Below are 19853 nucleotides of genomic sequence, written 5' to 3'. Positions count from 1 at the left end.
AATATTCTGAAAACCTTGTCCCCACCCCCCGGCATCCCGTTCCCCGGGTGCCCGGCCCCCCCGCGGGCCTGTTCCGGCGTGGATTTTCACACCCCCACCCCGCCCGGGCGCTTACGCCGAGGCGTCCGGGCCGGTGCCACGGCCACGACGGCCGAGCACGACGCCCGTCACCGCGCCGAGGACACCGACCACGATGCCGGCGATGCCCAGAGCGCGGGCGGTGGAGTCGCTGCCGCTCGCCTTCGCGGTGGCGGTGCTCGTCGTGTTCGCCTGCGCCGGGTCGGCCTTGGCGCTCGCCGCGGCGCTGGGGGCGGGAGCATCGGAGTCGCCGGCGGTGGCGGCGGTCAGCTTGAGCACCGGCGCCGGGTTCTTCGGCTCGGGCTGGCCGTCCTGGGGTTCCTCGATCCAGCGCACGATGTTCCCGTCGCTGTAGGTCTGCAGGGCCTTGAAGACGACCTTGTCCGTGCCGTCGGGCAGTGCGCCCAGGTCGACGGTGAAGTCCTGGAAGTGGCCGGGGGTGATCTGGCCGCCGGTCCACACGACCTGGGAGACGGCGTCGGTGATGTCGCCGTCGTCGGTGTGGATCGGGGCGGCGAGCTTGGTGGTCTGGATCGCGTCGGTCCAGCCCGGCACCGGCGCGACCTTGACGGAGGGGATCGGGTGGTCGGTGGGGAAGTCGATCTCCACCTTCACGGTGCTGTTCTTGTCGTCCTCGTTGGGCACGCGGAACGCGAAGGTCTGGTCGGTCGCGTTCTTGGGCACGCTGGACGGCTGCACGATGACGTGCGCGGACGCCGGCACGGCCGCGACGATGACGGTCGCGGCGCCCAGGGCGCAGGCGGCGGCGAGGCGCTTCTTCAGGGGCAGGCTCATGGCTGTGTGGTCTCCAGGTCGGAGGCACGCGCACGCCGGTGCGCACGGGCGGCGGGCGCGCGGGTGACCCGGCGCTGCTGCCCGTGGAGGCGGAGCACGCGTATGTGATCAGAGGAGGGGCGGACGGCCGTGGCCGGTCGGTGTTCCCGTTCCGGTCAGGCGGCCGGTACGGGCGGCGGGCCGCGTCTGATCACCACGTGTCGAAGCAACGTCCACCGCGGCAGCCACCACCGGCCCTCGGTGGGCACGAAGTGCGTGGCAGCGGCCCGCGACCGTCCGTGCGTCCCGCCGCGCAGCGTCGCGAACAGGGCCAGCGCCCCGCGCAGCGATGCCGCGCGGGCGTGAACCGCCGCGGTGACGGTCTCGGCCGTCAGCCGGACCAGCCGCCAGACGGCCACCTCGCCCCGCCACAGCCACCACCCCGCGGCGACGGTCGCCGCCAGGTGCGCGACGAGCATCGCGGGGCTCAGCCCCAGGAGCGCCGCGTGGCTCCAGAAGGAAACGTGCGTGGTCGCCACGACGACGTGCGGAGCAGTGCCGCTTCCCGCCGCAACATGGGTGGCCGACGGACCGGGCCGCCCGCTGCCCGCCGACAGGGCCCTGGCCATGCCGGCCATGCCGGCCATGCCGGACATGCCGTGCATCCCGGGCATGCCGTGCATCCCGGGCATCGCGCCCATGGAGGAGGACGGGTTGGTCGGACCGGCAGCCGCTGGAACCTGCCGACCGCACTGCGCGGCGTGGAAGAGGACGTGCAGGCCGCCCTGTCCCGCGGCCAGGCCGCCGACGATCGCCCGCAGTGAGTGCTCCCGCCGCGCCGCGAGCACGGCGACGGCACCGACGAGCGCCCACCCGAGCAGCAGCGCACCCGGCGGTATCGCGCTGCCGGACGCCAGCGCATGCCCGCCGGCGGCCAGCACGACGCAGACCGTCGCGAAGGGCAGAGCCCGCAGTGCGCGAAGGTCGAGCGCGGCGGCACGTACCGGCGCGGGTACGGGCTCGGTTCTCGGGGCAGACATGGCCGGGACATCATGACACCCGCGTCCACCGTCCCGGCCGGGCTCCCCCCGTATCGTTCCCATCCCGACACTTTCGGCGACCGGCGCGACGCCATGGGTGAGCATGGCCGAGTGAACGTGTCACATCCCTGCGGAGCGGCGCCGTGCCCGGTGCCCGCCATCAACCGCGCGGCGGCGTCGAGGCCGTGTCCGGATCGCCGACGACTTCGGCCGGCAGATCCAGCTGGGTGCCGACCAGTTCCGGGACCTCCTCGACCAGGCCAAGAGCGGTTCCCTCGATCAGGTGACGACCATGGCGGGCTGGCGGGCTGACGGGCCGGTCCGGGGCGGACGGCGGCCATGCCGTCGACCGGACTCTTCGGCCTGACCGGACCGTCGGGCCCACATCGCCGACTGTGACGGCCGACGTCCATCCTGAGCCCTCGGGCCATGCCGAGAACCTGCCGTCCTACGTCAGGTCGTCGGCTTCGGCCCTCTCGTCGGGGCCCGGCGCGGTCACCGGGCCCCGACGGCGGGTCCGGCCTTGCGTCAGTTCTTCGGTGTGGTGCTCGGGCTGGCGTTGGTGTAGGCGGCGGTCACGATCGGCCATTCGTGCTGGTAGATCTTGAACGGCAGGTCCTTCTCCAGCAGCGGGGTGCCGAAGACGGCGATGCGGCCCAGGACGGCGCCGTCGATCTCGATGCCGCCGGACAGGTCGGCCTTGCCCTGGACGACCGGCTTGCCGGCGCTGCTGTCGATGGTGACGGAACCGTCCACCGCGGCCTTGAGGTACGGCTCGACGGTGGCCTTCACGCCCACCGAGTCGTAGAGGGCGACCGACCCGTCGGCGACCAGGCCGCTGCGCACCTGGGCCTTGCCGGTGAAGGCGGCCTTGACCGGGGAGACGTTGGTCTTGATCGGCTCGCTGGTGCCGGTCCAGCCGGAGGCCTTGGTGTAGTCGGCGTGGACGGCCCAGTCGCCGTCGGCGGCCTGGGCGACGTCGACGGTGACCGTGCCGTCGGCGGAGACCTCGGCGTACACGGTGAGACTGACGGTGATCACGACGGGCACCTCGCCGACCATCACGGTGTAGGGGGAGGTGAGCGTGGCGATCGGGATCTTGACCGGGCCGGTCTCCTTGCTGAGGCCCGCGGTGACGCGCCAGTTGGCGTGTGCGCCGAGGTCGAAGCCGACCCTGGCCTGGTCGAGGCTGAGGATGCCGCTGCCCTGGTAGGAGAAGGTGACGCTCGGGTCGAGTTCGATCGAGCCGGTGAGCTGGGCCTTCGCCCCGCCGGGCAGGTCGACGGTGTCGTTGGCGTCCAGCCTCAGCGCGGCGGAGGCGGAGCCCTGGCCGCCGTCGGGGCGGGGGACGTAGGAGACCTTGACGTCCTTGAGCTGCGGGGTGACCTGGATCTTGTGCGGGTCGAGGGCGGTCTTGATGTTCGCCCAGGTCTTGCCGAGGAGTTCGGAGATGGTGGCCGGGCGGGTGGCGACCTCGACCTTTCCGGCGGCGGCCGGCTTGACGTCGGTGATCGCGAGCAGGGCGCCGTGCGGCGCGGCGGCGGACGGCGGACTGTCGATCACCTGGCCGGGCTTGACGGCGGCGGCGACCGCGGCCGTGGCGGACGGACTCGGGGTGCCCTTGCCCGTGTCGGCGACGGCGAGCACGGCCTTGCCGGACTGCTGGTCGTACGAGGCGAGCTTGAGTGCGGGCGTGCCGGTCACGACGGCTGGCGTGCCGGACGGGGACGGGGAGGGTGCCGCGGCAGACGTCTTGGCAGCGGACGGGGTGGCCGACGGGGTGGCAGACGGGGTGGTCGGCGGGGCGGGCTGGGCGGCCGGGGTGCGGTCGGCGGCGGGGGCGACCAGGGGCACCTTGCCGTCGCCGGCCGGGGTGGAGTTGTCGTGGGTGGTGGCCGGGCCGGCCGGAGCGGCGTTGGCGGCGGCCGCGGCATCGGCGGGCTGCGCGGCCGGCGTCGTCGGGTCGCAGGCGCTGAGCGTGAGCACAACGGATGCGGCGAGCGCGGGCAGCGCGAGGGTGCGCATGTTCATGCGGAGAGTCACCTTCGGCGAAAGAGGGACGGGAAAGGAGCCGTGCGCCGACGTGGGAATATGTCAGGGGCATGCCATATGCCACGGCGGCATGGTCCGCCACAGGGAAAGGAAACGCGGAAGTGCGATCACGCCCCCGGGCGGCTACCGGCCCGTGTCGAGGGTGGTCGGGCTGGTGGAGGCCGAATTCCGCCGTCGGCCGGGAGTCGTGGAGGCGCGAGGCACCCCAACCCCTTGCCCGGGGCCGCAGGTTCGGCGCCGGGCGCTATCCACCAGCACCCTAAAACTAGAGCCAGTAGTTTTGCCTGATCAGGAACGTACACTAGTCGGCGACCAGAGCACACACCGGGGGTGGCGAGGCCGGAGGGAAGAGGAGCGACGGATGGGCAGACCGCCGCGGCAACTGCTGACCCGGGAGGGGATCATGCGGGCCGCCCTGGAGCTGGTCGACGAGGAGGGCGCCGACGCGCTGTCGACCACCCGGCTCGCGGCCCGGCTGGGCGTCAAGGGCCCGTCGCTCTACAACTACGTCTCGGGACGCGACGAGATCATCGACGGGATGTGCGACCTCATCGTCGCCGAGATGGGGATGGACCCGAGCGTCCAGCCGTGGACGACCGCACTCGACACCTGGGCCCGCGCCTACCGCGCCGCGTTCGCCGCCCACCCGAACGCGGTGCCGCTGCTGGCCGCCCGGCCGACCGAGTCCATCGCGGCGCTCCAGGGCTACGCCAACGCCTTCACCATGCTGCGCGCGGCCGGCTGGCCGGAGGACCAGGTGCTGACCGTCGTGCAGTCCCTTGAGTACTTCCTGCTCGGCTCGGCCGTCCACATCGAGAAGCCGCGACGCCCGGCCGCGACGCCCGAGGAGCTCCCGCCCGGACTCGGCCCCCTCCTGAACGCCGCGCCCGACTTTCGCGAGCGGGCCTTCGAAACCGGTCTCGCCCTCCTGATCCGCGGCTTCCAGGACGTTCTGGACGACCTTCGGGCCCAGCAGCAGAGCTGACGCGCCTTGCAGCTGTGAGCGCGGCGCAGCCCGTCGCCCGTCCCGGCCGATGACGGCCCGGACGCGCGCAGTGCTCAGCCTCTCCCCCGGACACCGTGACGGCTCCCGTTCCCCTTGGGGAGTGTTTCGATAGTGCTGGTCGCAGCCACTCGTTGATGGCTGCGACCAGCACCGTTGCCTCGTAGCGGACGGCGAGTTTGCGATCCTGACCGCCCGCAGCGACACCCGGGTCGGCTGGTACTCGGAGATCGGCCAGGGCGAGATCGGTGATCTCCCGTCAACGAGGCCGATCGCGGGCCGGCTCCCGGTACGGCCGTTCTCAGGTCAGTGAAACCCGCGGACGGGAGTGGCGATGTTCCCGTCCAGCTCATGTGGTCGAACGCGGTGCACGCCCCCGCCGCAGCCGGGTGGTCCGCGCCGGCTCGCGTCCGCGGTCCACTCGACCATACGGGTGGGCGATGGGACCTGAGTAGCCGCTACTCACCTTCGGGCGCCGTGCGGGGCGGGCGTGCGGCCCGGGAGCGGCGGCGCGGTGGGGTGGCCGGGCAGTCGCTCGAACACGTTTGAGTAGCTCGTACTCACGTACTGGAGGCTGACTCGTGGTCGACTCGAGGCTGCTGGGCAGCACGGGCCGCACCGAGCTATGGGGGTAGAGATGCAGTTCCGGATCCTGGGTCCTGCTGAGATCTTCGACGAGGCCAGGCGGCGGCGGGTCCAGCTGAACAGTCCCAAGCAGCGGATGCTGCTCGGCGCGCTCCTCGCGCGGCTGGGCGCGCCGGTGCCCACCGACCTGCTGATCCGGGAGCTGTGGGGCAGCGACGCGCCGGACAAGGCCGTCAACGCCCTCCAGGCGCACGTGTCGCGCCTGCGCCAGGTGCTGATCGAGGCGGAGCCCGCGCGGGCCAACGCGCCGCGCCTGATCGCCCGCGGCGCCGGCTACCTGCTGCAGGCCCGGCCGGACGAGATCGACAGCTCGCACTTCCGGATGGAGGTGATCCGGGCGCGCCGGCTGGTGGCGAGCGACCCGCGGACCGCCTACTCGCTGCTGTGCAAGGCGCTGAAGCTGTGGCGCGGCCCGGCCCTGGACGGCGGGGCCGGCGGCCCCCTCTGCGCCGGTGCCGCGGCGCAGTTGGAGGAGGAGCGGCTGCGGGCGCTGGAGGACCTCTACGACGCCGCGCTGCGGCTTGGCCTGCAGTGGCAGGTGGTGGGCCAGCTGGAGGAGCTGGTCACCGCTCACCCGGGGCGCGAGAGGTTCCACGAGCAGCTGGCGGTCGCGCTCAAGCGGTGCGGCCGGGAGGTCGAGGAGCCCGCCGGGACCGGCCGGGAGCGGGGTCGTCCCAGCGGCGAGCGCGGCCTGGCGCCGGTCTCGCTGCTGTCCGCCAGAAGCCGTCAACTCGCGCCGGAGGCCGATCGGTCGGGCCGGCGCGGACAGTCCCGGCAGCCGGGCCGGTCCTGGCAGCCGGGCGACGCGCTGCCGGCGGCGGCGCGGTCCGGCGGCGATCTCCCCACCACTCTCGAAATTCTCCAACTCAGGCTTCAGGTCGAGCAGTTGATCTGTGATCAGCAGGGTCTGCGGGCGGCGGTCGAGCACCTGACGGCCCTGGTGGACCAGCGCGAGCCCGCGCACCACCTGGCGGCGGTGCGCGATGACCTGCCCTACGAGCTGCCCTGCCGGGGGCGGTCCGGTACCAGCTCGGCCGGTACGGGGTGAGCACCCGGACCGCGGGCCGGCGGGCTCCGGCGCCCGCCCGGCCGACGGGTCGCCAGGTGTCCGGTCGGGCGGCTGCGCGCCCGGGATCCTCGCGCGGGCCGGGCACCCGGGTGCGGGTACGGGGCGGATCAGCCGGCAGCCCGGCAACCCTGGCCCTTGGCGGCACCCGGCGGTCTCCGTCCGGACCGCGTCCGCTCGACCGTCGCGCCTGCCACCGGAGCCGCCGCCGGCGCCGCCCGGACACCGCTGAGCGGCACCGGCTCGGCGGCCTCCGCCTGGCCCAGCACCCGGGCCAGCTCGGCTCGGGCCGTGACCGCCAGTTTGTGGTAGACGCGGTGCAGGTGGTTCTCCACCGTCCGTACCGAGAGCACCAGTTGGCCGGCGATGTCGCGGTTGGACACCCCGGTCGCGGCGAGGGCGGCGATCTCGGGCCCGGCACGAGCGGCTGCGCACCGCCGGCGCCCGGCGCCGCTACCTGGGCGCGCGGCTGCTCTGCCGCCACGCGCTCAGCGCCCGCACCGGCCGTCCGCCGGACGGCTGGCGGTTCCGGCTCGGCGAGTTCGGCCGGCCCGAGCCGGAACCGGGGTGCGAGGGCGTCAGATTCAACCTCTCGCACACCGACGGCCTCATCGCCTGCGTGGTCACCCAGGACCGTGCCTGCGGTGTGGACGTGGAACGCGCGCCGGCCGACCCCGTGTCGGCCGGTCACCTCAGCCGCCACTTCGCCGCCGCCGAACGCGCGGAGCTCGCGGCCCTCGAACCCGCGGCGCGCCACGCCAGGCTGAGTGAGCTGTGGGTGCTGAAGGAGTCGTACCTCAAGGCCCTGGGCACCGGGATGACCCGGGGACTCGGCGGGTTCCGCTTCCGGGGGCCCGCAGCCGGCCGGATCACCGTTGAGGACTTCGAGCGGCCCGCGGGCGCCGGAGACCGCTGGTGGTTCGACCTGCTGCGTCCCGGCCCGGAGCACGTCCTGGCCGTCGCCGTCGAGCACGGGCGCCCCGGCGCCCTGCGCTGTACCGAGCTTTCGCCCATCCCCACCGGACTGTGAAGGACACAGCCATGCCGCTGAACCCCACCCCCCGCGTTGCCGTCGTCGGTGCCGGTGTCGCCGGGATCTCCGCCGCCTACCACCTGCGCGAGCACGCCCGGATCACCGTCTTCGAGCGGGAGGACCGCCTCGGCGGCCACGCCAACACCGTCGAGGTCGAGGAGAACGGCCGGATCCTCGGCATCGACACGGCCTTCGTCGTCTTCAACCGCCCCGCCTACCCGAACATCTTCCGGTTCTTCGAGGAGCTGGGCGTGGGCGCCGTGCAGCACCTCGGCGGCTTCAACTTCTTCGACCTGGACAGCGGCCTGGAGTACGGCACCAGCGAGCTGGAGTGGAGCGAGGAGGAGGTGGCGGCCAAGTACGGCGACAGGTACCCGCAGTTCCTGACGATCTGGCGCGAGGCCCGCCGCTTCCACACCGAGGGGCGCAAGGACTTCGTGCGCAAGCTCGCCGACATCCCGCTGGGGGAGTACCTCGACCGCGGCGGCTACAGCGAGGAGTTCCGCCACTCCTACGTGATCCTGCTCGCCTCGGCGGTGTGGTCGGTGCCGGCCGAGCTCATCTGGGAGATGCCCGCCGCCACGGTGATCGCCTTCTTCCTGGGCCACGACGAGGGCGGCCTCGGCGGCCGCCGGGTCGACTGGCGCACCGTCAGCGGCGGCTCCGTCTCCTACGTCCGCAAGGCGGTCGCCGCCATCGGCGCCGAGCTGCGCACGGCCGAGCCGGCCACCGGCATCCGTCAGGACGCCGACTCGGTCACGGTGACCACCGCGAGCGGCAGCGAGACCTTCGACTACGTGGTGCTCGGCGCCCACGCCGACGAGTCGCTCGCCCTGCTGGAGAACCCCAGCGAGCGCCAGCGCGCGGTGCTCACCCCGATCCGCTACAACGGCTCGCGGGTCATCCTGCACACCGACGCCTCGGTGATGCCGGGCGACCGCAGCCGCTGGGAGGCGTGGAACTACGGCAAGGTGGCGGTCGACGGCGGCGAGGCCCGCAGCTACGTGGCGTACTACATGAACAAGCTGCACGGCTTCACCGCGGAGAAGGACTACTTCGTCACCCTGGACTACCCGGGCGAGGTCGACCAGGAGGCCGTGATCGCCGAGTTCCCGTACACCCACCCGATCATCGACGTGCGGGTGCGGGAGCTGCAGAAGGACATCTACCAGGTCAACGAGGGCACCCGGGTGAAGCTCTGCGGCTCCTACTTCCACTCCAAGGCGCTGCACTGGGACCAGATCGGCTCGCACGAGGCGGCCTACTCCTCCGGCATGGAGGCCGCAGCCCAGCTGCTGCGCGAGCTGCCGGGCCGGTGAGCCGCGACCGGTCGGGCACCCCGTCACCGAAGGAAGCGCTGGAGGAACCGTTGGAGGGGCTGACCCAGGAGCCGAAGGCGCCGTCAGTCGAAGGCTGGGACATCGCACGGGTCGGCGAGTTCGACGGGATCCGGTGGATCCCGTGGGGCCCCGGCGGAACGGCCCGTGCCAAGATCCTGGCCAGGGCCGATGGCTACCACATCGCGCTGGTCGAGGGTCAGCCCGGCTACCGGACCCGACCGCACGTCCACGAGTACGCCGAGTTCCTCTACGTGATCAGCGGGACCATGCGCAACCAGGGCGTGCCGATGAGCACCGGGGACGTCTTCGCGGCCTCGGCCGGCTCGGTGCACAGCGACTTCGTCGCCGACACCGGGGTGAGGTACCTCTCCATCTTCAAGCTCCCGCCCGGTGCCGAACTGCCCGCCGGCGAGGAAGCCTGACTCTCGTCCGATTCCGCCCACCGCACCTCGACCAGTGTCACACTCCGATTCCGGTCCGCTCGGCGGCCGGCGCCGAAAGGCAGGTACGGGACATGGCTCTGTGGAACACCGTCCGAGGGGGGACGGTCCCCAGCGAGCGGCACCAGCAACTCACGTTCAGCCTGGTCGAGTTGTTGTGCCTGGGGCTGGGAGTCCACCCGGACGCCCACCCGGGTGAGGAGGAACAGCCGCAGCACACGGAGAGCGAGCGGGCGGACGTCGAGCGGTGATAGCGGCGCCCGCCACGCCCGCGGGGCGGGCGCTCAGCCGCCGTGCCGCACCGCGGACTCGTGCTCCTGGGCCATCCTGCGCAGCGCCAGCAGGGCCGGCTCCAGCAGGATCGTCAGCAGGACGGCCCGCTCGGCCTGCTCCAGCGAGTCGTCCGTGTCCTTCAGCTGGTCCAGGTCCAGCACGGCGGTCTGCTGGGCGAGCTCCGCGTACGGGACCAGGGCGCGCCAGCTGTAGTCCGCGCCGAGCGAGCGCAGCGTCTCCAGGGTCTCGGCGATCACGCCCCGCGCGGGGGAGTGCTCCGAGAGCTGCCAGCCCATCCGCTCCACCAGGGCGTCCACGTCGGACATGCCGGGCTGCTCCTCGGGCTGCTCGTCCTTGTCTACGGGCCGGGCGCCGAGCACGAGCCCGAGCACCTGGTGCACGTCGGCCTCGTGCTCGGAGACCGCGCTCAGCACCTCCCGGGTGGCGTTCACCGTCAGTCCGCGGACGCCGATCAGGGCCCGGATCAGCCGCAGTCGCCGCAGGTGCGTCTCGTTGTACTCGGCCTGGGTCGCGGAGGTGGCGCGCCCCGGGGGCAGCAGCCCCTCGCGCAGGTAGAACTTGATGGTCGCGTTCGCGACCCCGCTGCGGCGGCTCAACTCAGAGATTCGCAATTGGTCTGTCCTTGACTGGCCGGTGGCTGCCGCCACGGTCTCCATCTGGATACTGTCGTTCCCCTCTCTGTAGATACTGCCACTCGCCAAGGGTGAAGGCGAGCGCCGCCGGCCAGGGCCACCGAGGACCGGCGCGGGGCGCGTAGGGGCTTCGGGGGAGCTGGAAAGGCTGCTGGAACCCGGGATTGCGGGGATGGTGGTGCGGCGGCATGGCTGATGGAAGTTGGTGTCGCGCTCGACTAGCCACTGGGTACCGGCGCTGTCTAATATAGACACTGCCACTCACCAATGATGAAGGCGGGCGTACGGTGCCAACTCTTCCCTGGACGATTCCGAACCCGGCCTCGCCGAACACGCAGGCGTTCGTCATGGCGTCCCGCTTCGAGGTGCGGTCCGTCAAGGATGTGCCACGCTTCTTCCTGAAGTCTCTCTCGGCGTGGCGTCAGGTCCGCTCCGCACCGGGCGCGCTGGGCGCCTCGCTGATCGCCCGGCCGCTGAAGCGGACCTTCTTCACGCTCTCCGCCTGGGAGGGCCGTGACGCCCTCTACGCCTACGCCAGGACCGAGCCCCACCGGAGCATCATGAACGGTCTGCGCTCCACCATGCGGGACTCAACGTTCACCTTCTGGGAGGTACCGGTGGAGCAACTGCCGATCACCTGGGCGGACGCCAAGCGGCACCTCGCCGAGCAGGCGAGGCTGGACGCCGCCAAGGGCGGCGCCGGCCGCTGACCCGGGCGCCCGTCCGGCCTGGAGCCCCGCAGTCCGGGAACCCTCCACCCGAAGCCCTTCGCCCGGAGCCATCCGGGACTCTCCATCCGGGAGCGCGCCGACCGCGGGGTCTGGCGCCGGTTGGTGATGGCGCCGGGCCGTCATCACGGAGTCGGCCGCACCGCCCCCCGGTCGCGCCGTCCTGCCCCCGCACTCCCGGCCCGGGGTTCCCCCGCCCCGGGCCGGGGCCCGCCCCGCCGGGCGCCGGCGCCCGCCGGTGATGCCCTCTCCTGTCCTCATCCAGCACTGCCGCGCGTTCCGCGGAGGTTCCGCGGGGCGGCCTCCAGTAAGGAGTGTCATGAGCACGATGAATAGTTCGGGTGGGGCCCTGCCACCCGCGGCCGGCAGCGGTCGCCACATCCCGGTCTGGCTGTCGATCGTCGCCTGCAGCGTGCCCATGTTCATGGTGGCGCTCGACAACCTGGTCGTCTCGACGGCGCTGCACACGCTCGCCGTCAAGCTCAACGCGGGCACCCAGGACCTCCAGTGGTTCGTCAACGCCTATGTGCTGAGCTTCGCCTGTCTGCTGCTCACCGGAGCGGCGCTGGGCGACCGCTTCGGCCGGCGGAAGATCTTCCTGGGAGGCATCGCCGTCTTCACGCTCGCCTCGGTCGGCTGCGGGCTCTCCAAGACCACGGACCAGCTGATCTTCTGGCGGGTCATCGAGGGCTTCGGTGCCTCCGCCGTGATGCCGCTCTCGATGACCCTGCTGGCCGCCGCCGTGCCGGCCAGGCGCCGCAGCCTGGCGCTCGGTCTCTGGTCCGCCTTCAGCGGCCTGGCCATCGCGCTGGGCCCGGTGGTCGGCGGCGCGGTGGTGGACGGCCTCGCCTGGCAGTGGATCTTCTGGATCAACGTGCCGGTCTGCGTCATCGCCGTCCCGCTGGTGGTCTTCGCCTTGAAGGAGAGCAAGGTCCCCGACACCCACCTGGACCTGCTCGGCATGCTGCTGGCCACCGTCGGCCTGGTCGCCGTGGTCTGGGGCATCGTCAACGGCCAGCAGGACGGCTGGGCTTCGGGCCGCATCCTGGGCGCCTTCATCGGCGGCGCGGTGCTGCTGATCCTCTTCGTGCTCTGGCAGCTGCGCGCCAAGTACCCGCTGCTGCCGCTCAGCCTGTACCGCTCCCGGGCCTTCGTGCTGACCAACATCGTCTCCGCCGCCATGTACTTCGGGGTCTTCGGCTCGATCTTCATGCTCTCCCAGTACCTCCAGATCGCTCCGCACCGCACCCCCCTCCAGGCCGGTGTGCTCACCCTGACCTGGACCCTGATGCCGATGGCCATCGCGCCGGTCGCCGGGGCCATCACCGACAAGGTGGGCGGCGGACGCCTGATGGCGCTGGGCCTCTTCCTCCAGGCGGTGGGCCTCGCCTGGATCAACCTGGAGGCCACCTCGAACACCCCCTACTCCCACCTGGTCGGCGGGATGCTGCTCGGCGGCGCGGGCATGGGCTTCGTCTTCGCGCCCACGGCCTCCGTGGTGCTCGCCTCGGCCGGTCCGGAGCAGCAGGGCAAGGCTTCCGGGGCCAACGCCACCGTCCGGGAGATCGGCGGCGCGCTCGGCATCGCCGTCCTCAGCACGGTCTTCGCGCACAGCGGCAGCGCCCTCAGCCCGCAGACGTTCGTCGACGGGCTGCACCCGGCGACCTGGGTCGGCGTCGGCGTGGTGGTGTTCGGCGGACTCTGCGCCCTGGGCATCCCGCGCCAGCCGCGGCCCGTCGCGACCGCCCCCGAGACCGCCCCCGAGACCGCCGCTGACGGGGAGCCGGCCGCCGGTTCGCGATCCGTGACCCCGACCTCGGCCTGATGCACTTGCCCGGTCCATCCCGTGAGGTGCGCCGTCCGCTGCACGGCGGCGCACCTCGCCGAGCCCTGACGACCAGTGGAGGCGCGCGTGCGGATGACTGCTGATCTGCGCAGAGCATCCGTGCTGCGCGCGGCTGTCAGGGAATTCTCCCGACGGGGGTTCTACGGCACCTCGACCGATGCGATCGCGCGCACCGCCGAGGTCTCCCAGCCGTACCTGTTCCGGCTCTTCCCGGGCAAGAAGGCGATCTTCCTGGCGGCTTCGCGGTACTGCTTCGGGCGGATATCGGAGGCGTTCGAGACCGCGGCCCGTGACCTGGCGGGCGAGGCGGCGATGCACGCCATGTGGTGCGCCTGGGAGGAGCTGATCGAGGAGCCCGAGCTGCCGATGATGCAGAGCCAGGTCTGCGCGGCGGCCTGCGGCGACCGCGAGATCGCCCTTCAGGCGGCCGCGGGCTGGCAGCGGGTCTGGGAGATCGTGGACAAGGGCACCGGACTGCCGCGGCCGACTGTGGCCCGGTTCTTCTCCCACATGGCACTCGGCCTGCTCGTCACGCTCGACCTCCCGGGCGACCTCGCGCACCTGGCCGGACCGGACTGCTGGGCGAAGGCGAACGACCCCACCGAGCCGGGCCGTCCACCGGGCGCCGGCCCCACACCCGGTTGGTGACTCGGGACCGCCCGGTCCCCGGTCTCCTTCTGGCGGAAGCGGCCCTTCCCGCTCATGCTTGTCGGCGGAGTCAGGCCGTGGCTCGCACCACCAACCCTCACGGACAACACGAATACGGAGACCTGATGTCCCGCGACATCGAAGACGCTGCCGACACCCACCGGCAGCAGATACGGCGCACCCGGCGAGCCATCCACGCCGTCACCGCGGTGGCGGTCCTGCTGTCGGCCGCCGTGGGCGTCGAGGCGATGGCGGCCTCACCGGCGGACGTTCCCCAGCCGCCCTCGACGGCCGACCAGGAGAAGGGCATGCGGGCGGGTCTGCCGTTCCACGACCCGGCTTCGGCCGAGACGGACGGCACGGACCCGAACCTGACCATCGACCTCGGGGCCGCCCGCACCCGGTTCGACGTCTCCGGGCGCGAGGTCCACGGCGACTCCTACAACGGCGCGTTCGTCGCGCCGACCATCAAGGTGGCCCCGGGGTCGACCGTCACCGTTCACCTCGTCAACCACCTGCCGGTCGCCACCAACCTGCACTTCCACGGCCTGCACGTCTCCCCCGAGGGGCAGTCCGACGACCCCTTCCTGTGCGTGGCACCGGGTCAGTCCACCACGTACGAGCTGGCGATCCCCGCCGACCACCCGCAGGGCACCTTCTGGTACCACAGCCACGCCATGGGCACCACCTGCCCCGCACCGGGCGCCGGGAGCATGCCGGACATGGCCGCCATGCCCGGGGACGTGGAGAACCAGATCTTCGCGGGCCTGTCCGGCGCCCTGACCGTCGGCGACGACCGCACCCTGCTCCCGGCGGACCTGCGCCACATCACCGCGCACACCCTCGTCCTCAAGGACGTCCAACTCGACCCCACCGGGCACATCCTGCAAAACACCGGCACCACCTCGATCAACTCCGACAACCCGACCGTGCGCCTGGTCAACGGCCAGCTGCGGCCGGTGCTGTCGATGAAGCCGAACGAGACCCAACTGTGGCGCCTCGCCAACGCCGGGGCCGACATCTTCTACCAACTCCGGCTCGACGGCTACCACTTCACCGTCATCGGCGAGGACGGCACCCCCGTCGCCCAAGTGACCACCGCCGACACCCTCCTGCTCCCCCCGGGCAAGCGCTACGACGTCCTCGTCACCGCGGGCGCCCACCCCGCCCGGACGACGCTGCGCACCACCGCCTACAGCAACGGCCCACAGGGCGACTCCTACCCCGACACGGAGCTGGCCACGGTCAAGGTCGCGGGCGCCCCCGTACACCGGCTGGCGGACGTCACCGGAGCCATCCCCACCGCCCCGGCCGACCTCTCCGCGGTGCCCGTCGCCCAGCAGCGGACCCTGGACCTGTCCGAGAGTACGGACGGAAACACCTTCTACATCAACGGCAAGCAGTTCGCGATGGACAGCTCCGTCTTCGACACCCCCGCCAAGGTCGGCACCGTCGAGGAGTGGACCGTCGTCAACCACTCCGGCGAGGACCACCCCTTCCACCTGCACACCAACGCCTTCCAGGTGGTCTCCGTCAACGGCGCGCCCCAGCCCTACACCCACCGCCAGGACACCGTCCCCGTGCCGCACGCGGTGGACGGCGTGCCGGGCAAGGTGGTGGTCCGGGTCGCCTTCGCCGACTACCCCGGCAAGTGGATGTTCCACTGCCACATCGCCGCCCACGAGGACAACGGCATGATGAGCTACATCGACGTCGTCCGCTGACCGTGAGGATGTTCATGAGCGGTTCCCGGCAGGTCTGACCGTCCACTGACCGACCGCGGGTCCTCATCAGGATCTGCCGGCCTCGTCCGGGAACCGGAGCGTTCAGTCGGTCCTGTCCGGCGTCTCCACCTGCATGCGGTGTTGCCTCATGGCATGGGAGTGGAGCCAGGGGTCGCGCCAGCGCGGGTGGCCGACGAGCAGCTTGTCCGCGCCGGCCGGCCCCCAGGATCCCGACCTGTACGGCTCCACCGGGGGCGGGGCGTCCAGCAGCGGCTGGACGATGCGCCATGTCTCCTCGACGCCGTCCTCCCGGGTGAAGAGGCTGGAATCCCCTTTCATGGCGTCGCCGAGCAGCCGCTCGTACGGCTCCGGTGCCTCTCCGAGTTCCTCGGAGAAGATCAGCGACAGATCCACCGTCCGGCTTGCCTGGGCGCCGGGCTGCTTGGCCTGCACGATCAGGTCGATACCTGGGTGGGGATCGATCCGCAGGACGAGCTCGTTCGGGTCAGGCGCGAACGTCGGTGCGAAGGCGAGCCTGGGGGGCTGCTTGAAGACAGCCCGTATCTCGGTGACTCGCTCCGGGAGGGCCTTACCGGCCCGGATGAAGATCGGGACGCCCGACCAGCGCCAGTTGTCGATCTCCAACCGCAGCGCGGCGTAGGTTTCGGTCTGCGAGTCCGGGCTCACCCCCGGCACGGCCAGGTACCCGTCGTACTGGCCGCGGACGTAGTGCCTCGGGTCCGCTGACGGGATGGCCCGGAACACCTCCACTCGCTTGTCGCGTAGTCCGTCGGCGGAAGTGCTCGGCGGCTCGGCGGCGAACAGCCCGATGAGCTGGAGCAGGTGGTTCTGCACGACGTCGCGGAGCGCCCCGACCGGGTCGTAGAAGCTGCCCCGGTCCTCCACGCCGAAGTCCTCGGCCATGGTGATCTGCACGCACTGGATCCGGTCGCGGTTCCACAGCGGCTCCCAGATGGAGTTGGCGAACCGGAGGAACAGGATGTCCAGGGACGGTTCCTTGCCGAGGAAGTGGTCGATGCGGAGGATCTGCCGCTCCTCCAGGAGCCCGCGCAGCCGGGCGTTCAGCGCCCGGGCCGACGCCAGGTCGTGGCCGAACGGCTTCTCCACGACGACCCGGGCCCGACCGGTGAGGTGGGCACCGGCCAGGCCCTCGACGACGCGGCCGAACAGCGACGGCGGGATCTCCAGGTAGAAGACCGGAGTCTGCCAGGCCTCGATCGCCCGGGCGACGCGGTCATAGGTCCCCGGGTCCCCGAAATCGCCGGAGACCATCGACAGGCGCTCCGCGAACCGCTGGAACACGTCCTCGGTGATCGTCTCGCCGGTGTCCTCGATGGCGCGGCGCGCGTGATCCCGTAGGGTCGCGGCCGACCACTCCTGGCGGGCCACGCCGACGATCGGGCACTGGAGCAACCGGCGGCGCTCCAGGCGGTACAGGGACCGGAAGGTCATCTTCTTGGCCAGATCCCCGGTGATGCCGAAGATCACCAGGACATCGGCGGCGGTGCTCGCCGGTGCGGTCATGGCACTCCTTGTCGATCCGGTAGGCCCGGACGGGGCGCCCGGCCCCGATGTCGGCCGATCCTCCTTCAGTGGTGCTCAAGCCGTCAGGCCCTCGACCGCCACGGGAAGGTGGCGCGGGCCGCGCAGTACGGCGTTGGTGCGGTAGGGCGGCGGATCCTCCAGCAGCCGGGAGAACGTGACCCGGCGGAACAGTTCGGGCAGAGCGAGCTGTGCTTCGATGCGGGCGAGCGGCGCACCGAAGCAGTAGTGGATGCCGGTGTAGAAGCCCAGGTGCTCGTTGTCCTTGCGGTCGGGATCGAACCGGTCGGGGTCCTCGAAGCGCTTGGGGTCGCGGTTGGCCGCTGCCAGCATGAGCCAGACCGGCGAGCCCTGGGGGATCGTGGTGCCGGCGATGCCGATGTCGGCCAGGGCAGTGGTCCACGTGACGAACTGGACCGGGGGCTCGTACCGCAGCACTTCCTCGATGAGCGGGACGACCAGGTCCGGGTCCTTCCGGAACCGCTTGAGGACGTCCGGGTGGCGCAGCAGCGTGAGGGTGGCATTGGAGATCAGGTTGACGGTGGTCTCGTGGCCGGCGACCAGGAGCAGCACCGCAGTGGCCTCCAGGTCCGCCGGTGTCATGCTGCCTCCGGGACCGGTTTCGGGGGCGAGCGCGCTGAGCATCCCGGGGCCGGGTTGGCGGCGTTTGGTCTCGATCAGGTCGGACAGGTAGGCGCCCAGGTCCGCGCGCGCCTGCTCCGCCTTTCCCTGGTCGGTGTCGCCGCCGGGGTGGGGATCGAGTGCGGACGTCAGGGCGTCGGCCCAGCCGTGGAAGCTCCGTTCGTCCTCGCGCGGTACGCCCAGGACCTTGCAGATGGCCGTGACGGGGAGCGGGTAGGAGAAGTCCTCGACGATGTCGACCTGGTCCTTGCCGTCGAAGGCGTCGAGCAGCTCGGTGACGACCTTGGCCAGTTCCCCGCGCAGGCCGTCGAGGAACCTGGGGCTGTGCGGGGGACCGAACGGCCGGTTGACGGTGTCGCGCAGCCGGTCGTGCACGGGCGGGTCCGTGAAGATGAAGCCGGGCGGCAGGCCAGTCTCCTTCGCCGGCTGCCCGATACGGGCGTAGCCGGCCGGGCGGTTGCTCGTGTCGTTGCTCAGCCGCGGGTCGTTGGCCAGGCTCCGCACCTCGTAGTAGGTGCTGACCAGGTAGGTGCCGTCGTCCTCCCGCCTGACCGGTGTCTTGCGCAGTTCCGCGTAGAGCGGGTACGGATCGGCTCGATTGGCGTAGTCGGCGATCTGCGCGGAGATGCTACCGAGCGTCATGGTGTCTCCTGAGGGCTCCGGGCGGCACAGGGCCGGTGATCAGGCACGCGGCGGAACGAACTCGACACGCCGCTCGCTTGGTGAGTGGCCCGTCAGCGTGACGGTGGGCCCGTGGGTGGGCAGGTGGGGGTCGGGGAACGCCGGGTCGACCGGCTGCGATGCTTCGGTTCGGCGGTCGACCACGCGGTACTCCGGCGGGAACGGCGCGGCGGCCTCGATCTGCTGCTGGTAGAACCCCAGCCACTTGGCTCCGTCGAAGGACGCCGCTGCGATGACCCGGCCGCGGTAGCCGTACACCGCGACGAACCGCTCCTCGGCGAGCGCCCCCTGGGCGACGAGCAGTTGGTCGCCCAGCGAGGGCACACCCACGGACTTGATGTTCACGCCGAACTGGGAGGACCAGAACATCGGCAGCCACAGGTGGGGACGGCGCTCGGGGCCCGCGCAGATCATGTTGTGGGCGGCGGTCCCGGCCTGTTCGACCGCGTTGCCCCAGTGCTCCAGCGACAGGAACTGGTAGTCGAACAGCGGGTGCGGGCTGCGCGCGACGTCACCGGCGGCGTAGATGTCGTCGGTGACGATGCCGTTGACGTCGAAGACGCGGCACCCGGCGTCGCACGCGATCCCTTGGGGGCCCGCGGCCACCCCGGAGCCGGCGAGCCAATCGGTGTTCCGGATGGCTCCGAGCGAGACGACCGCCACCTCCACCTCGATCGCCGAGCCGTCGGACAGATGGGCGCGCCTGAGCCGTCCGGCGTAGTCGCCCTCCAGGGCGGTGACGCTGATGCCACAGCGCAGATCGACCCCCTTCCTGCGCTGCAGCCGGCCCGCGGCCTCGCCGATCACCCCGCCCAGTGCGCCCACCAGCGGTGCGGGGCCGCGTTCGGCGACCGTGACTTCGAGGCCCGACTCCCGGCAGGCGGAGGCGACTTCGGAGCCCGTGAAACCGGCGCCGATCACCAGCACCCGGGACACGCCCCCGGTCAGCCTCCGGTACAGGCGCGCGGAGTCGCCGCGCGTACGCAGTGCGAAAACACCGTCAAGAGCTGCCTGTTCCGGGTGGAACCAGGGCCGCGCTCTGGTCCCGGTGGTGATCAGCAGACGGTCGTAGGCGACGGTGTCCCCGTTCGCCAGGCGTACCCGCTTGGCGTCCCGGTCCAAGCCCTCGGCGGCGACGCCCAGACGCCAATCCGCATCGATCTCGCGCCGCCGCGGCAGCGCGGTGTCCTCGGCCCGCGCCCGCCCGAGCAGCGCCTGCTTGGACAGCGGCGGCCGGTCGTAGGGCTCGTACGGCTCATCACCGATCATGGTCAACGATCCGGTGAAACCCTCGTCCCGCAAGGTCTCCGCCGCACGCAGACCGGCCAGCGAAGCACCGACGACGACGATGCGACCCTCCCGCCGCAGAACCTCGACGTCCGTGTCAGCCGACATGGGGCTCCACACCCTCCGTCGGCTCGTCCGAGTAGTCGACAAGGATGGCCTGCACCGGGCAGGCGGCAGCGGCCTTCTCCACCCGGTCGCGCTGCGCCTCGTCGAAGCGGGGGGAGAACAGCAGCGCCTCATCGCCGTGCAGGGCGAAGACGTCCGGGGCGAGGAAGACGCACTGCGCGAATCCCTGGCACCGGTTGAGATCGACGACAAGCCTCATCTGGAACCCGCT

The 19853-nt window shown here is 71.8% G+C and carries 19 protein-coding genes; 10 read left to right on the top strand and 9 right to left on the bottom strand.

The window, feature by feature from the left end; all coding sequences use genetic code 11:
• Positions 1–111: 111 nt before the first annotated feature.
• The 3 genes from ACZ3UD_RS29200 to ACZ3UD_RS29190 form a co-directional block, all read right to left on the bottom strand.
• Positions 112–873: a YcnI family copper-binding membrane protein gene (locus ACZ3UD_RS29200; RefSeq protein ID WP_465594080.1), complete on the bottom strand. Its 762-nt coding sequence runs from the start codon at positions 871–873 to the stop codon at positions 112–114.
• Between the two features lie 155 nt (positions 874–1028).
• Entirely contained in the window at positions 1029–1892 is an 864-nt protein-coding gene (locus ACZ3UD_RS29195; RefSeq protein WP_465594077.1) for a hypothetical protein, read from the bottom strand.
• Positions 1893–2420: 528 nt separating this feature from the next.
• Positions 2421–3923, bottom strand: a complete 1503-nt coding sequence (locus ACZ3UD_RS29190) for a hypothetical protein (RefSeq protein WP_465594074.1) — start codon at positions 3921–3923, stop codon at positions 2421–2423.
• Between the two features lie 382 nt (positions 3924–4305).
• Here ACZ3UD_RS29190 and ACZ3UD_RS29185 point away from each other — a divergent pair, with 382 nt between their 5' ends.
• Both ACZ3UD_RS29185 and ACZ3UD_RS29180 read left to right on the top strand, forming a co-directional pair.
• Positions 4306–4929: a TetR/AcrR family transcriptional regulator C-terminal domain-containing protein gene (locus ACZ3UD_RS29185; protein WP_465594071.1), complete on the top strand. Its 624-nt coding sequence runs from the start codon at positions 4306–4308 to the stop codon at positions 4927–4929.
• A 655-nt stretch (positions 4930–5584) separates the two neighbouring features.
• Positions 5585–6640: an AfsR/SARP family transcriptional regulator gene (locus ACZ3UD_RS29180; protein ID WP_465594068.1), complete on the top strand. Its 1056-nt coding sequence runs from the start codon at positions 5585–5587 to the stop codon at positions 6638–6640.
• A 128-nt stretch (positions 6641–6768) separates the two neighbouring features.
• Here ACZ3UD_RS29180 and ACZ3UD_RS29175 read toward each other — a convergent pair whose 3' ends face one another.
• The gene (locus tag ACZ3UD_RS29175) at positions 6769–7041 is read right to left on the bottom strand and encodes a helix-turn-helix domain-containing protein (RefSeq protein ID WP_465594065.1); all 273 of its coding nucleotides are present in this window, start codon (positions 7039–7041) and stop codon (positions 6769–6771) included.
• Between the two features lie 236 nt (positions 7042–7277).
• On the opposite strand from ACZ3UD_RS29175, the gene ACZ3UD_RS29170 reads away from it, so the two are divergent.
• From ACZ3UD_RS29170 to ACZ3UD_RS29155, 4 genes are all read left to right on the top strand, one after another.
• Complete coding sequence (locus ACZ3UD_RS29170) at positions 7278–7688, top strand: 4'-phosphopantetheinyl transferase family protein (protein ID WP_465594062.1); 411 nt, start codon at positions 7278–7280, stop codon at positions 7686–7688.
• An 11-nt stretch (positions 7689–7699) separates the two neighbouring features.
• Positions 7700–9010, top strand: a complete 1311-nt coding sequence (locus ACZ3UD_RS29165; RefSeq protein ID WP_465594059.1) for an NAD(P)/FAD-dependent oxidoreductase — start codon at positions 7700–7702, stop codon at positions 9008–9010.
• A gap of 50 nt (positions 9011–9060) precedes the next feature.
• Positions 9061–9453, top strand: a complete 393-nt coding sequence (locus tag ACZ3UD_RS29160) for a cupin domain-containing protein (RefSeq protein ID WP_465594056.1) — start codon at positions 9061–9063, stop codon at positions 9451–9453.
• Positions 9454–9545: 92 nt separating this feature from the next.
• Complete coding sequence (locus tag ACZ3UD_RS29155; RefSeq protein ID WP_465594053.1) at positions 9546–9722, top strand: hypothetical protein; 177 nt, start codon at positions 9546–9548, stop codon at positions 9720–9722.
• Between the two features lie 33 nt (positions 9723–9755).
• Here the strand turns inward: ACZ3UD_RS29155 and ACZ3UD_RS29150 are convergent, their stop codons facing one another.
• Entirely contained in the window at positions 9756–10376 is a 621-nt protein-coding gene (locus tag ACZ3UD_RS29150; RefSeq protein WP_465594050.1) for a MerR family transcriptional regulator, read from the bottom strand.
• Positions 10377–10684: 308 nt separating this feature from the next.
• Between ACZ3UD_RS29150 and ACZ3UD_RS29145 the strand changes: the two genes are divergently transcribed.
• The 4 genes from ACZ3UD_RS29145 (at position 10685) to ACZ3UD_RS29130 (ending at position 15343) form a co-directional block, all read left to right on the top strand.
• Entirely contained in the window at positions 10685–11107 is a 423-nt protein-coding gene (locus tag ACZ3UD_RS29145; protein ID WP_465594047.1) for a DUF3291 domain-containing protein, read from the top strand.
• Between the two features lie 337 nt (positions 11108–11444).
• Positions 11445–12950, top strand: coding sequence for a DHA2 family efflux MFS transporter permease subunit (locus tag ACZ3UD_RS29140; RefSeq protein ID WP_465594044.1), 1506 nt, complete (start codon positions 11445–11447; stop codon positions 12948–12950).
• A 93-nt stretch (positions 12951–13043) separates the two neighbouring features.
• Positions 13044–13619, top strand: coding sequence for a TetR/AcrR family transcriptional regulator (locus tag ACZ3UD_RS29135; RefSeq protein ID WP_465594041.1), 576 nt, complete (start codon positions 13044–13046; stop codon positions 13617–13619).
• A 125-nt stretch (positions 13620–13744) separates the two neighbouring features.
• Entirely contained in the window at positions 13745–15343 is a 1599-nt protein-coding gene (locus ACZ3UD_RS29130) for a multicopper oxidase family protein (RefSeq protein WP_465594038.1), read from the top strand.
• 102 nt (positions 15344–15445) lie between these two features.
• On the opposite strand, the gene zwf is transcribed toward ACZ3UD_RS29130, so the two are convergent.
• The 4 genes from zwf to ACZ3UD_RS29110 all read right to left on the bottom strand — a co-directional run bounded on the left by zwf (position 15446) and on the right by ACZ3UD_RS29110 (position 19841).
• Positions 15446–16888, bottom strand: coding sequence for a glucose-6-phosphate dehydrogenase (gene zwf, locus ACZ3UD_RS29125; RefSeq protein WP_465594035.1), 1443 nt, complete (start codon positions 16886–16888; stop codon positions 15446–15448).
• 75 nt (positions 16889–16963) lie between these two features.
• Entirely contained in the window at positions 16964–18190 is a 1227-nt protein-coding gene (locus ACZ3UD_RS29120; RefSeq protein WP_465594032.1) for a cytochrome P450, read from the bottom strand.
• Between the two features lie 39 nt (positions 18191–18229).
• Complete coding sequence (locus ACZ3UD_RS29115; protein WP_465594029.1) at positions 18230–19624, bottom strand: NAD(P)/FAD-dependent oxidoreductase; 1395 nt, start codon at positions 19622–19624, stop codon at positions 18230–18232.
• Positions 19614–19841: a ferredoxin gene (locus ACZ3UD_RS29110; protein WP_465594026.1), complete on the bottom strand. Its 228-nt coding sequence runs from the start codon at positions 19839–19841 to the stop codon at positions 19614–19616. The genes ACZ3UD_RS29115 and ACZ3UD_RS29110 overlap by 11 nt, the downstream gene beginning before the upstream one ends.
• Between the last annotated feature and the right edge of the window lie 12 nt (positions 19842–19853).

The organism is Kitasatospora sp. NPDC023118, assembly GCF_055560875.1.
This window is presented reverse-complemented; position numbering and strand designations above follow the sequence as displayed.